At 63.5% G+C, this 14,357-nt stretch carries 6 protein-coding genes; 5 read left to right on the forward strand and 1 reads right to left on the reverse strand.

What is annotated here, in order from left to right; genetic code table 11:
* Nucleotides 1-127: 127 nt before the first annotated feature.
* Nucleotides 128-766 carry an RdgB/HAM1 family non-canonical purine NTP pyrophosphatase gene (gene rdgB / locus ACYQ6J_RS17600; protein ID WP_460185507.1) on the reverse strand — a complete coding sequence of 213 codons (639 nt, stop codon included), beginning with the start codon at nt 764-766 and terminating at the stop codon, nt 128-130.
* Nucleotides 767-885: 119 nt separating this feature from the next.
* Here rdgB and ACYQ6J_RS17605 point away from each other — a divergent pair, with 119 nt between their 5' ends.
* The 5 genes from ACYQ6J_RS17605 (at nt 886) to ACYQ6J_RS17625 (ending at nt 14,322) form a co-directional block, all read left to right on the forward strand.
* Entirely contained in the window at nt 886-1,389 is a 504-nt protein-coding gene (locus ACYQ6J_RS17605; RefSeq protein ID WP_460185508.1) for a hypothetical protein, read from the forward strand.
* Nucleotides 1,390-2,776: 1,387 nt separating this feature from the next.
* The gene (locus ACYQ6J_RS17610; RefSeq protein WP_460185509.1) at nt 2,777-9,157 is read left to right on the forward strand and encodes a hypothetical protein; all 6,381 of its coding nucleotides are present in this window, start codon (nt 2,777-2,779) and stop codon (nt 9,155-9,157) included.
* 470 nt (nt 9,158-9,627) lie between these two features.
* Complete coding sequence (locus tag ACYQ6J_RS17615) at nt 9,628-11,262, forward strand: hypothetical protein (RefSeq protein WP_460185510.1); 1,635 nt, start codon at nt 9,628-9,630, stop codon at nt 11,260-11,262.
* 19 nt (nt 11,263-11,281) lie between these two features.
* Nucleotides 11,282-11,896, forward strand: coding sequence for a hypothetical protein (locus ACYQ6J_RS17620; RefSeq protein ID WP_460185511.1), 615 nt, complete (start codon nt 11,282-11,284; stop codon nt 11,894-11,896).
* Nucleotides 11,897-11,952: 56 nt separating this feature from the next.
* Nucleotides 11,953-14,322, forward strand: coding sequence for a hypothetical protein (locus ACYQ6J_RS17625; RefSeq protein WP_460185512.1), 2,370 nt, complete (start codon nt 11,953-11,955; stop codon nt 14,320-14,322).
* Nucleotides 14,323-14,357 lie beyond the last annotated feature (35 nt).

The raw sequence follows: 14,357 nt of genomic DNA on the forward strand, positions 1-14,357 counted from the left end.
CTCCTAGTTTACATGTTTTCCGGACCCCGTGTTTTCCGGCGTGCGTTCCGGCGGACGTAAGATTGTGCCGCCGAGCGGCGATCCGCGACCTTGGCGAGGCGGACCTCGTTTCACGCTTCAAGACGTTTCATGCTGCCGGACCACCGCCCGAATCGCGCATCGTTGCCGCGAGTTTCAACAAGTGGGGCGCCATGGCTCGCGCCGCCCTGGCGCGGTGACTGATGCAACTCTTGACGAGCGTTCCCAGTTCCGCCAGCGTGCGGTGATATTCGCGAATCTCGAACAGCGGATCGTACCCAAAGCCGCCCGTTCCCCGCAATTCACGAAGGATGACCCCGCGGCAGACTCCGAACGTCTCGGCGATCGATTGACCGTCGGGTCCGGCCAATACCATAAAGCACACGAATTGCGCGTTTCGTCGATCGTCGGGCACGTCGCGGAGACGTTCCAGCAAGAGAGCGTTGTTACGGGCGTCGTCGGCAGGCTCACCCGCGAATCGAGAGGAGCGCACGCCGGGTTCGCCGCCCAGGGCGTCCACTTCCAGGCCGCTGTCTTCGGCCAGGACCCAACTTCCGACGGCCTTGGCGTAGCCCTGAGCCTTCAGGCGGGCGTTTTCGACGAAGGAAGTTCCGCTCTCCTCGACGGCTTGAACGTCGGGAAACTCATCCAGTGATCGCCACGCGATTCCGTTCAGGCCCATCAGGTCGGCCAGTTCTCGCATTTTCTTACGATTCTTGGTCCCCAAGACGATTGCGAAGGGTTCCATCACAGGCATGAGCTTTCCAAGTCTTGAAACCAGCTCGGAGGATGACGACCGCGCGGGGCGGTCGCCGCTACGGAACGGGGTTGTTCCGGTAAGAACGTTGTTCCAATCGGAACGGTGTTGTGCCAATCAAGACGGTGATTCTTAGTATAGAGAAACGTGGATACGGTGTCAGGATCGCCCGCCGACCGATTGCCGCACGCCATTCCGCGCGTGCATTGGCCCGCCACGACACGCAGTCGCCCGCCCAAGTCGGCGGTTGTGTGCGTGCCAATTTTAATCGGCGCGGTCTGCGGGGTTCGGGCAAACTACTCGTCTATTCACATTACAATTCTCTTTTCCAAAGCCCTTCCCAGTGCGAAGAGACCGCGATGGAATCTGCGGTGGGAGTGTCGCCGCAGGAGTTTGCCGAGTCGATGAAGACGGATATCGACGAGTTCGCCCAAGAGGTGATAGAGGCGGTCGGCAACTCGGGCGTTGGGCAGTGGATCGTCGGTAGTGAAGTGCCGGTGCGCGATCTGTGCGCCGCGATGCGGCAAAAGACTCTTGAGCGCGCGGTGCCTTGCGCCTTCGCTCTACACTTGAGGTCACGATTCCACGTTGATTGCGTGAACGGCAAAACATGAGCCGGCAGGGAATCCCGGGCAGTGTTATGACACCTCCAGCTTACGCTGGAGGCTCCCATGAATGAAAACGATCGCGAAATGGAATTCTACTAGAGCCACCAGCGTGAGCTGGTGGTGGTGCAAAGCGTGGAGCCACCTGCGTAAGCTGCTGGTGGAAGTGTGAAAATAATGTGGAGCCACCAGCGTGAGCTGGTGGTGGTGCAAAGCGTGGAGCCACCTGCGTAAGCTGGTGGTGAATCCTGGGTAGTGTTAAGACACCGCCGGCTCACGCCGGCGGCTCCAGGGTTTGCATTGCGCCACACAAGAAGAGCCTCGGGCGTTAGCCCGAGGTGGTGGAACCACTCGCCCGTGACGCCACGCGCCGATCGAGGTCCTGTTGACATTCAAAATGGTGGTTAGCAGCGACGCCAGGCAAAGAAAGCCGAGGTAATTCGGGGCGGTTTTCTCGTAGCGTGCGGCCACGCGGCGATAGTGCTTGATGCGGTGGAAAAAGCGATCGACTACGTTACGGAGTTTGTACTTGATTCGGTCATAGCGACGCCCACGGATTCCTTTGCGTGCGGGAATGACCGGCTTGGCCCCTTGGCGGCAGAGCATCGGTTGCGGAAACCGACGGAAGTGGCGACGGGGGCTAGAGTTGCGGTCAGAAAGCAAGACGCCGCAAGGGGTTAAGCCTTGCGGCGTCGGAAAAGTCTCAAGCGGCGTTGTAGCGAAATCGCCGGGACGGAAGCGCGCCCGGAGGGACTCGAACCCCCAACCCTCGGTTCCGAAGTCGCAAGACGAGTTCGCCCAAAGCGTAGCTGCCGTAAAGAGTTGCGGCCAACAGGAACCGGCCGGGTGCTCCGAGGGGTGCTTTTCTCGTTGCCGCCCTTTGCATCGACTTGCACCGCCTCGCACTGACGCTTCCTGGGATACCGCAGCGCGACCAGCTTGGGGCCAGCGTCCAATGAGCCAGCGGCACTGGGGTCGAGGCGTTGTTTGCCCGGTACGCCGAGCCGACCGAGGTTTGTGAGTAAAAACGCGAGGTTGGTGACTCCACCGGATACGGCGCGCTTCATCCTTCATGATTCCATTACCATAGCCCCAGAGAGGTATATTCCTAGCTTGTCGGAATCTTTCGCGCTAGGTTCTTGACGGGGGGGGGCGCCCGGCGGTATATTCTGATCCGTGCAAACCTTTTTTGAGCGGATGCAGGGACGCGCTGTAGGGAGACGTACAGCCCGGGTGCGATGCGCCTGGAGCCTGGCTTGCGGCGGAAGTGGTGGGCCTGCGAGGCGCGCTGCGTGCCCGCTAACCGCTGGCTCGCACACCTCTGACGTCGCCACCCAGGGCTTATGTTCCACAGGATCTCGTCACGCTTGCCGACTGGCTGGGAAAGGGAGCTGGTATGCACAAGCCTTTCTGGACGTGGACGGATTTCTTTCGGCGGTTGGGTTTGACGCCAAAGCGGACAAGAAGGCATGCCGGGCTGAAACCCCGAAGCCTGCGGATCGAGCCCTTGGCCCCTCGCGAGATGCTGGCCGGCGACGTGTTGTTGACCGGATTCTATGGGGACGGTGCCCAGTGGGTGGTCCATTATGACGTAGTGGGCGAGGATGCGCAACCGTTCGAAGTGGACATCTATCGCTCCGCCGGTGCTGGGGCCAGCGAGAGCTTGGTTGCCAGTACGCGGGTGAGCAAGCCGGCCGATCTGGCGGCCGGCACCGGCCACAGCCTTGCGATCAAGGCAGCCTTTGCCGATCTGGAAGCCGACTGCGTGCTGGTGGCCAAGGTCGAGGCCGATGCCAAGCCGCGTCCTTCGACGGCTATCGAACCGGCCCAGTCCAAGCAGGCGCGCGTCTTCGACGGCGGGGTGTTTTTGGCCTCCGACGGCACGCTGCACGTGCATGGGACGGCCGGGGAGGACCAGGTGGCCGTGGCGGTCGCCGATTCCGGCGGGGTGCGGGTGCGGCTGAACGACGTCTGGTACGCTTACAAGCCCCACCAGGTGTCAAGCGTCCATGTCCGCACCCACCAGGGGGACGACATCGTGGCCACAAGCGCCCTGGTGAGCCTGCCAGTGTGGGTTTTCGGCGGCGAGGGCAGGGACTACGTGCTCGGGGGCAGCGGGGATGATCTGGTGGTGGGCGGCCCGGGGGATGACCGTCTGTACGGCGGCCCGGGCAACGACGTGTTGGTCGGGGGCGAGGGGAACGACTATCTTCACGGCGGCGCGGGGGACGACGTCCTTCACGGCGGCGCGGGGGAGAACACGCTGGTCGCAGCGGAGGGGGAGGACCTGGTTTGGGGTGGGGCCGGGCAGCAGCTCTTGGATGCGCGTTCCGCCACCACACTGGATGCTGTGGCGGACGAAGACGGGTTGGCCGAAGCGCTTCTGGTGGCCGGCGGCGACCGTTGCGGATTGCTGTCGCCAAGCGAGACATCCGCCCCATCGCGCTCATCCTCGGCGCGTTTGGCGTGGGTGGATGACTCCCTTGCCGGCACGAGCGGGGTTGGGATGGCGGTGGATCAACAGCAGGGTGGTTCGCCGCTGAAGCGTGAACTGCCGGTAAGCGGAGCGGCCGCGGCGGTTGCGGGCAGCCACGGGGTGGGTCTGGCCGGGGACCATACCGGCGGCGGTCCTTTCCTGAAGCGGGATACGCCGGTTGAGGAACAAGTGGGGGGCCGGCTGTCGGCCAGGCGGGGCGCAACGGCGGGCGGGCAGGGCGTGGCCGCAGGCCACCCGGCCGGCCGTCTGATTTCCGTGGGGGCCTTGTCGGGCGGGGTAGCTGTCTTCGACCGGGACGGAACCCGCCAAGCCGGGAGCACAGCCAGTGGTCGAGCGGAACGGCACGGAAAACCATCGCGGAGCCGCGAGACCGGGTTTGGTGCGGCCGAGGCGGGATTCTCCCAGGGGCGGACGGCCGCCCTCGCGATGCCGCTTCCCCATGAGCCCGCAGCAGCCGAGCTACGCGCCCGCTCGCAGGCCGGCGGTGGCTTCATGACCCTTGCTTCCGGCAGCGGAAGCGCCAGCGGCTCCGGGTCCGGGTGGGGATACGGCGGCAGCAGTTCCGGCTCAGGTTCGGGTTGGGGGGGCAGCGGCTCGGCCTCCGGGTCCGGGTCGGCAAGCGGCGGCTCGGGGTCTGCTTCCGGGGGACTCCCACAGCCCCTTTTCCAACCGCCGCGCCATGTGCTCCATACCGGCTATGTGGTCGATCCGGCCGCGCCCTTCATTCCGGCCGACATTGGCAACTACAGCTCCACCACCCCGGAAACGACCAGCACCGAGGAAACCTGGGAGGAGGGCGGTGTCACCTACACGGCCACGATCGTCAAGAACTCCACGCTTTCCATCACGGCCACCTTCGGGGCCGGCAATGCCTGGACCTACAACGAATCGCTCGTCTCCAGCTACACGGTGAGCACCACCGGCAGCGATGGATCGACCGCTTACGAGTCGGGCACCTACAACTACACCTTCACCGCCTCGGGCACCACGGACGAGTATGGGACGGTGGTGACCACCAGCTACACCTTCACGGCCAACGGCACGAGCAGTGCCAGCGGCTCGGTGACCCAAACCTACAGCTCCGGCGGCTGGAGCGACACGACAACCTACCAGTGGGACTGGTCGGCCAGCTTTGAGGACACGGTCAGCAACACCACCGACCTGGCCGCCGGCACCGGTTCGGGCAGCGCCTCGGGCAGCGGCTCGAGCAGTTTCTCCTACTCGGGCAGCGGCTCCTATTCCTATACGTTTGAGGGCGGCTCGGCGGGTGGCACCCTGAGCGCCTCCGGCAGCGACGGCATGTCATACGACTACACGATCACTGCCTCGGGCTCCGGCGGTCAGTGGAGCAAGACCGGCAATGCCACGCTCCACGAAAACGGTTCGGCCGACTACTCCCACACCGGTACGGGCACCTATGCTGCCTCGGGCAGCGGCTCGACGTCCTCCTCGGGCAGCGGCAGCAGCGTGCCCTTCGACTTCCAATGGAGTTACAGTGGTTCCTTGAGCGAGACGGCCACGCAGACTTCCTCCTACCAAGGCACCACGCAGTTCAGCCTCGCTCCCGAAGGCACTTGGCAAGCCACCACGGGCACTCTTTCCGGCAGCGGCTCGGCCACGTGGAGCTACTCGGCCAGCGGCGCCTACGCGTTCAGCTTCGACGGAGGCTCGACCCACGGCAGCTTCTCCGCCTCCGGCGCGGACGGGTTTTCCTACCAGTATTCCGTAAATGCCAGCAACTCCGGCGGCGGGTGGACCGAAAGCGGCACCGCCTCGCTCACCCAAACCGGTTCGGCAACCGTCACCTACAGCGGGTCGGGAAGCTTTGCCACTTCCGGCCAAGCCAGTGCCTCCGGTAGCGGTTCCGGTTATAGCTGGAACTATAGCGGCACCATCTCCGAAAACGGTAGCGACCATTCTTCGTATACCGCCGTCACCCAATTGGTCCTCGATACCCAAGGTGGCTGGCAGCCCACCACAGCTAGCGCCTCGGGAAGCGGTAGCCACCAATGGTCCTCCACCTGGGAGGGCTCATATTCCTACGGCGGCGATGGCGTTTCCATAAACGGCAATTTCACCGACAGCACCACCGATACCTTCTCCTACGACTTCGACCTTACCGGCACCTACGCCCAAGGCCAATGGACCACCTCGGGCACTGCCCAGGCCACCTCCAGCGGCAGCAACCACTTCTCCTATTCCGAAAGCGGCACCCTGGCCTTGGCCGGCGAAGGCTGGACCCTCACTGGCAATCTTTTAAGTAGCGGCAGCCAGGATGCCTCCTGGTCCTACGGCCTCGACCTGGACCTTGACGCCCAAGGCACCTGGCAAGCCACGGGCGGCTCCGGCGGTGCCTCCGGCCTGGGAGAGTTCCACTCCTCCTTCACCGGCAGCGGCAACTACTCCTATGCCCTGGGCACCGGCACGATCAGCGGCACCTTCAACCTCATGACCAGCGAGCACGTGGCCCCCTACATGTTCTCCACTTCGGCCACCTATGCCGACGGCCAGTGGAGCGAGTCCGGCACCGCCACCGCCACCGCCACCGGCCAGGGCAATTCGAGCTACACCGGTACCGGCACCGTGGGCATGTCGGGCGACCAGTGGAACGCCTCGATCACCGTCAGCGAAAACGGCAGCGACGGCTACCTGTACGAGTACACCCTGGGCTACGTCTTGGATGACCAGGGCGCCTGGACCCTGGATACCGCCAGCGGCGGCATCGGCGGCAGCGGCCTGGCCAACTGGTTCTACTCGGCCGACGGCTCCTACTGGTACGACGTGGGCTTAAGCACCGTGACCGGCGATTTCTCCGAGTTCGCCGAAGACCACATGAGCTACTCGTATACCACCACCGACACCGCTGCCGCCGGGGTGTGGGTCCACTCGGGCTTCGGCACCTGGAACGACCACGGCAACGGCAACCGCTCCTTTTCGGCCAACACTCCCTACGTCACGGCCGACGGCTACAGCGGTACCGTCCACGAGACCGGCTACGAGTCGTTCAACTACAACTACACGGGAAATCCTGCGCTGGATAGCGAGGGGAATTGGTACTGGGCCACCGGAAACGGCCAGGCCAGCGGCAATGGTCACTGGACCTTCAACCGCACCGGCAGCAAGCCCTATGAGCGCACCGATGGCGAAACGTATTCTGTGACCGGCACCAAAAGCGAAAACATCACCGACCAGCTCTCTTACTCGTACAGCACGCTGGCGGCCGTCAACGGCCAAGGCGTCTGGGTGGTCAACGGCGGGGCCACCGCCCAGGCCAGCGGCCAGGCCACCTGGAGCTACTCCGCCAGCGGCTCCTTCTCCTCCAGTTCCAGTTCCTCTGGCTCGAGCACCACCTACCACGCCACCACCAGCGAAAACGGCTCTACCGGCTCCGGCTACAACTTCTCGCTCCAGTTCGAGCTGGCCGATGAGACCTGGGTGCCCACCACCGGGCACGGCACGGTCACCGCCAGCCGCGAGGAACATTTCTCGCACACCGGCACCCGGCAAACCGACGAGCTGGTGAGCTGGACCAACTCAGGCGGCAGCGGCAACCGCACCGAGTCCCGCACCCTCACCCAAGGCCAGACCAAGGACCTGACCTACCAGCGGACCGACCACTACCTCTGTGCCCCAGGCTCGGCCTCCGGCAGCGGTTCGGGGAGCGGCTCCGCCAGCGGTTCCAGTTCCACCAGCCCTTGGAAGCGGACGCGGATCGAAGAGTCGGGCAATGCCACGGCCACCCGCGGCCTCAGCTACGACTATAGCGGCAGCGGCAGCTCCTGGGCCTCCTGGGGCGACTTGGGCATGGGGGGCACCCACGACGACTCATGGTACGGCGTGCGCTCCATCCGCCAGCAGAGTCACTCCACCGAAACCCTCAGCCGCACCATCACCTGGAACGACCAGGGGCAGCAGGTGAGCAGCGGCAGCAACGTCCGCTCGGCCTCGGCCACGGGTTCGGCCGACGCATTCTACCATCGCGAGTGGGAAGACCACTGGTGGCTGGGCCAGGAGACCTGGGCCAGCGGCGGGACCTGGCAGAACGCGACCTACGACGATTACACTTACCAGTACCAGTGGACGAAGACTTGGCAGGGCCAAGGGGATGGGGCCGTGACGAGTTCGGCCAGCAACCACGTGACCGGCCTGGAGAACGGTTCGGAGAGCGGCTGGTGGACGCACACGGTGCCCGAGGGGAGCGGCAGCGGCTCTTCCTCCAGCACGAGTTGGGGCAGCCCGTGGGACCACTCCTACGACACCACGGTATCGTACCCCGGTTTTTGGGAGGGCCACTACTACGGGCGGGACTACGGCGGCGGCTCGGGGGAAGAAGATTACATCGCCTACGTGGGCGACGCCTTCAGCGACGGCTCGTCGTCGGGCTCCTCCAGCGGCACCCTGTTCCCCTTCGCGTATGGCGACGAGGAACTCTTGTTTGGCCAATCAGAAGGCGGCGGCCAGCAGGGGGTGCCTCTTGGCACGGACGCCAAATCGACCGGAGAGATGGAACCTCCCGGCGCGGAGAAGTCGCGCAAGCCGGGTGCCATGCCGTCGGCTATTCCGTTGCCCGCCTGCGGCCGAGTGGCAAGCGAGCAAGCTGTGGGCCGAGACCCGTCCGCCGACCGGCCTGGGGCGGAGGAGTCAGGCCAAGCGGTGGTGATGGCCGAAGGCCAAGGAGGATCAGACCAAGAAGACGGCAACTGGTGGAATAGCAGCGGGTGGTGGTGGCTGAATCCGTGGTCCTATCCTGTTCTTCGCGCCCCTATCAACTATTACACGGGTTACTACGATGCGCTAGACCGGGCCAAAGAGCTGGACGTGGCACGGCAGGCGCGCGATCCCAATCGCATTTTGCGGGCAGGCGACATTCCCTCGCTCACGCAGGGTGTTTCGCAGTGGGAAGCCGCAGCTCGAGCCGAATCGGAAATCAAAAGGTTCGGCCGAGATCGCATCGCCGACGCAGCCTACATTGCCGGGGGCGAGATAATAGGGATGGCTGGTGCAGGCGGTTTTGCGGATGACGCCGCCAAAGCCGCAGCCAGCGGGCGTACAGGGCGCACCTTTGGCGAACTTATCAAGGACGTGACCTCCAATCCCTCGAAGTGGCAGGTTGTGAAAAAAGAGATGGTTGCATCTACGAACATTCGAAATAAGGGTGGATGGAGCATCCAAGAGCTTCTTCGCAATGCCGAGACTGGAGAGGAAATTGTCCGTCACACGCTGCTGAGGCCTGATGGCACGCTTTTCGAGGTTCCCCACTTTCGGCCGTTCTGGAAATAGGAGCCAAGCTTATGGCAGCTCTCGATAGGATACAACGGCGTATTTTGAACGCTGCCGCAGACGATTACGAGGATTTGGAGCAGATCTATCGCTCGATATCCTTGACATTTTCATCTCACAACTATCGCCCATCTGACCCTAACGCGTTTTACTGGCGTGAGGCGGAGGACGCTGTTCCGCTTTCGGAAATCATCGAGGGCATCCGAGTTCTGGTGGAGAGTGGACTGCTCTCAGTGCGCCTTCCTGAGAGTCGAACTTATGCGCCCACGTCACAGGACGTGTCATACTTATGGCGTGGATGGTTTAGGATTACCGAGAAGGGAAGAATCGCGTTAGAGGCGAATAGAGGCGAACAGGGGTAGTGCTCTCTGGCGCGATACAGCACCTACACTGCCACCACCAGCGAGAACGGCTCCACCGGCTCAGGCTACAACTTCTCGCTCCTGTTCGAGTTGGCCGATGAGACCTGGGTGCCCACCACCGGGCAAGGCACGGTCACCGCCAGCCGCGAAGAACATTTCTCGCACACGGGCACCCGGCAAACCGACGAGCTGGTGAGCTGGACCAACTCAGGCGGCAGCGGCAACCGCACCGAGTCCCGCACCCTCACCCAAGGCCAGACCAAGGACCTGACCTACCAGCGGACCGACCAGTACCTTTGGGCCCCAGGCTCGGCGTCCGCAAGCGGTTCCGGTTCGGCAAGCGGCTCTGGGACCGGCTCGGCCAGCGGATCGGCCGCCAGCCCGTGGCGCCTGACCCAAATCGAAGAGTCGGGCAGTGGCGCCGCCACACGGCAACTCGATTACGACTATAGCGGCAGCGGCAGCTCCCAGGCCCAGTGGGGCAACGCGACCGAAGGGGGCTCCTCCAGCGGCTCGTGGTACGCCGTCCGCTCCATCCACCAGGAAAGCCACTCAACCGAAAGCCTCAACCGCACGATCACGTTTAGCGCCTCGGGCCAGGCCACAAGCAGCGGCAGCAATGTGCGCTCAGCCTCCGCCAGCGGGCAGGCCGACTCGTACTACGACTCCCAGTGGGAGGACCACTGGTGGAGCGGGCCGGAGACCTGGGCCAGCGGCGGGACCTGGCAGAACGCGACCTATGATGACTACAATTACCAGTACCAGTGGACGAAGACCTGGGTGCCTGAGAGCGAGCCCAACGTGAGCGAGTCGGCCACCAACCACGTCACTGGCGCCGAAAACGGCACAGCCACCGGCTGGTGGAGCTGGTCCATCACCTGGGGCAGTGGCTCCGGTTCAGGCAGCGGCAGTGGTTCGGGTAGCGGCTCGGGCAGCGGCACGTCCTCCAGCAGCAGTTGGAGCACAAGCTGGAACCCCTTGTACGACACGACAGTCACCTACCCCGGCTTCTACGCGGGGGCGTACTACGCAGCCGCTTCCGGGGGCTATTCCGGCGGCGGGGGCAGCCCGGAAGAATACTTCGCCTACCTCGGCGACGCCTTCACCGACGGCTCTTCCGCCGGCTCCGGCATGCTCCCGTTCGCCTATGGCGAGCAGGAACTTTTCTTCGGACAGGCGCAAAGTGGTAGCCGAACCGCGCGGGTCTTGGACAGTTCGCTGGGCACTGTAGTCTGGTCCGGCGCTAGCCCGTCTGCGTTCGCGGCACTCTCCATTGGCGTGTCCGACGAGCGCCCGGGTGGGAACCAACAGCAATCGCGTGTCTTAGAGAACAGTTCGCCGCGCGAGAGCAGTGCTGCTAATGAACAGTCTCAAGGAGGAGGAATTGGGGACACCGTCCTAGGGAACCGTGGATCCGACAAGGTGGTCGTGAGCGCCACCTCATCTTCCGCGCCAGACACCGAAAAGAGTTGGTGGAATAGATTTAAGGAGTGGTTCTGGTCGGTCGTAGGCTACGGCGCGCCTTCCGGAAGCAGTGAGATCGCGGGTGGTGCACAGGCCATCGGCGAGATGTTCCAGCCGGACAATATTGAGCACTACATGCTCTATAGGCGTGACCGCGAAATCGAGGGAACGCCGCAGTGGAAATACTGGAACGAACGCTACGAAAGGGCCAAACGTATGCGAGCAGAGGCGGCACAAAAGCGTGCCCGCGAGGCTGCTAAGCAAGGAACCAGGCAGTGAAGACGCCGGAGATGCACACATGAAGCGATTCGCAGTCTGGGGTGTGGCGCTCTTTCTGGCCGGAGTCGGGCTGGGGGTGCTATGGAGCCCCATGCATCGAGGTTCATCCAAGGGCGAGGTGGCCAAGACAGACTTCAGCCATCTCGTGGCGGAAGCGGAGGAGCAATACGGCAAGGAAGTCGCGGAGTTCGTCGCGCAGTTCAAGGACCTACACATCGTGATGAAGAGGGAGCCGTTCCTTATCGGGGCCTCCACTGACGGGCGATTTGTGATTCGCAGTCTCCCGAATAACGACTTGGTGGTCAGTGAGTTGCGTTATCCCATGGGAAAAGGCGAGCTGGATCATGTGGTGCGCAACTACGAGTTGCTTTGTCAGGGTAAGAAATGGTTTTGTACTTTCGCACGAAGCGCGGACGGTACGAAGCTACTGGAGATTCACTATGGGTTTAGAGACAATCTTGGACACGGATTAACTTATGTGGATTCTGACGCCGATGGCAAATGGGACCGGCTAATTGAGGAAACGCCGCAGGGTTTCACGTTCTACCGTTGGGACGGAATGCTATGGAGGGAGTCTACGCCGAAAGAATTGCCAGCACCGCCCAAGGAGCAGGGGAAGCGAGAGCAGCAATAGGGGATGGCCTGCGTGCTGCCGCGCCATAGCCGTTGCGCGTCGCATGTGCGCACCACATGCTCTACTCCTACACCACCAGCGACACCGCCAGCGGCGGCGTGTGGACCTATTCGGGCAGCGGCACCTGGAGCGATCACGGCAACGGCAACCGCTCCTTCTCGGCCAACAGCCCTTACACCACCGCCGACGGCTACAGCGGCACGGTCACCGAGAGCGGCTACGAGTCGTTCAACTACAACTACACGGGCAATCCTGCGCTGGATGCCGAGGGCAATTGGTACTGGGCCACCGGCAACGGCCAGGCCAGCGGCAACGGCCACTGGACCTTCAACCGCTCCGGCAGCAAGCCCTACAGCCGCACCGACGGCGAAACCTATGCCCTAAGCGGCACCAGGACCGAAAACATCACGGATGAACTCTCCTACTCGTACACCACGCTGGCGGCCGTTGGCGGCCAAGGCGTCTGGGTGGTCAACGGCGGGGCCACCGCCCAGGCCAGCGGCCAGGCCACCTGGAGCTACTCCGGGAGCGGCTCGTTCTCCTCCAGTTCCAGCTCCTCTGGCTTTAGCACCAGCTACAACGCCACCACCAGCGAAAACGGCTCCACCGGCTCAGGCTACAACTTCTCGCTCGATTTCGAGCTGGTCGATGAGACTTGGGTGCCCACCACCGGGCAGGGCACGGTCACCGCCACGCGGGAGGAGCACTTCGCGCATACCGGCACCCGCCGGACCCGCGGCACCGTGCAGGCGGGAGACGTAGAGAACGGCAGCACCCGCACTGAATCCCGCACCGTCACCAAGAGCCAGACCAAGGACCTCAGCTACGGCCGGACCGACACCTACACCTGGGCCCCTGGGTCCGGCTCCGGCAGCGGCTCGGGTAGCGGCAGCGGGTCGGGCTCCGGCTCCGCAAGCGGATCGGCCAGCAGCCCTTGGCGCCTGACCCAAATCGAAGAATCGGGAAACGGCACCGCCACCCGCCAGCTCGATTACGACTATAGCGGCAGCGGCAGCTCCCAGGTCCAGTGGGGCAACGCGACCGAAGGCGGCTCCTCCAGCGGCTCGTGGTACGCCGTCCGCTCCATCCACCAGGAAAGCCACTCGACCGAAAGCCTCAACCGCACAATCACCTTTAGCGCCTCGGGCCAGGCCACAAGCAGCGGCGCCAACGTCCGCTCGGCCTCGGCCAGTGGGCGGGCGGACTCGTTCTACCACTCCGAGTGGGCGGATTACTGGTGGAGTGGGCCCGAGACCTGGGCCAGCGGCGGGAGCTGTCAGAACAGCACCTACGACGGCTACACTTATCAGTACCACTGGACGAAGACCTGGCAGGGTCAGGGGGATGGGACCGTGGCAAGTTCGGCCACCAACCGCGTCACCGGCATCGAGAACGGCACCGAAAGCGGCTGGTCGACACACACCGTGTCGGAGGGCAACGGTTCAAGCTCTGGCAGCGGCTCGGGTCCCGGCTCCGGGAGTGGCAGTGGCAGTGGCAGTGGTTCCGGAAGTGGTTCTGGCAGCGGCAGCGGTACTTCGTCCAGCAGCAGTTGGAGCACAAGCTGGAACCACTCCTATGACCAGACGCTCACGTATCCCGGCTTTTATGACTACCGCTACTATGGCCGGGACTACGGCGGTGGCTCCGGCGAAGAGGATTATATCGCCTATGTGGGCGACGCTTTCACCGTCGGCTCTTCCCCCGGCGCCAGCGGCGGCATGTTCCCCTTCGGCTACAGCGATGAGGAAACGGCGCTTCGCATACGTCCAGGAGACAAGCAGTCCGCATACGCTTATGCCCGCGGTTCGCACGCAGCGGTGCTTGGCTCAGCGGAATTCGCACTGTCGGAATCCGCTGGGCAAACGGCCGGCCAATCTCGGGCTGCGATTTCAGAAGGGACCGACCCTCCAGCCCCGGTGCCGCCAGGCCCCCGCTACTTCCCCTACCCCGCGCCCAACCCCATTGGCTACCAGGGGATCGGATACATGGGCGATCAAATCAAACGTTGGGAAGTCGACCGGGCCAATCGAGTATTGGACAAGATGCAGGCTGCGCTCAGAGCGGCAACGGCCAATCTAACACCATCGCAACAGGCCGACGCTATGGCTGAACTCGAGCGATTGATTTCGACTGCGATAAGGCATCCATCCCAGATGGGAAGGCGTCGGAACGACTGCGGCAATTGGGCACTTGAGGTAATCGACAAAGTCGGTAAGACCCATTACCTCAAACTCAGGGTGGCCGCCTGGGAGTACCGGAAATGGCAAATCGGTGTAGGGATTCCCTTTACTGACTGGTTCCTGGGGCATAACGCAATTGAAGTCACGCTTCCGGATGGAAGCGTGTTCTACCTTGACGATGGCTGGTGGAATCACGCCTTCACACCCGGAGATGTACCTTGGTACGTGACGCCTTGGCGCCCGTAACATCACAAGCGCTCTACGCAGTACTAGCGCGCTCG

This window comes from Thermopirellula anaerolimosa, assembly GCF_054657335.1.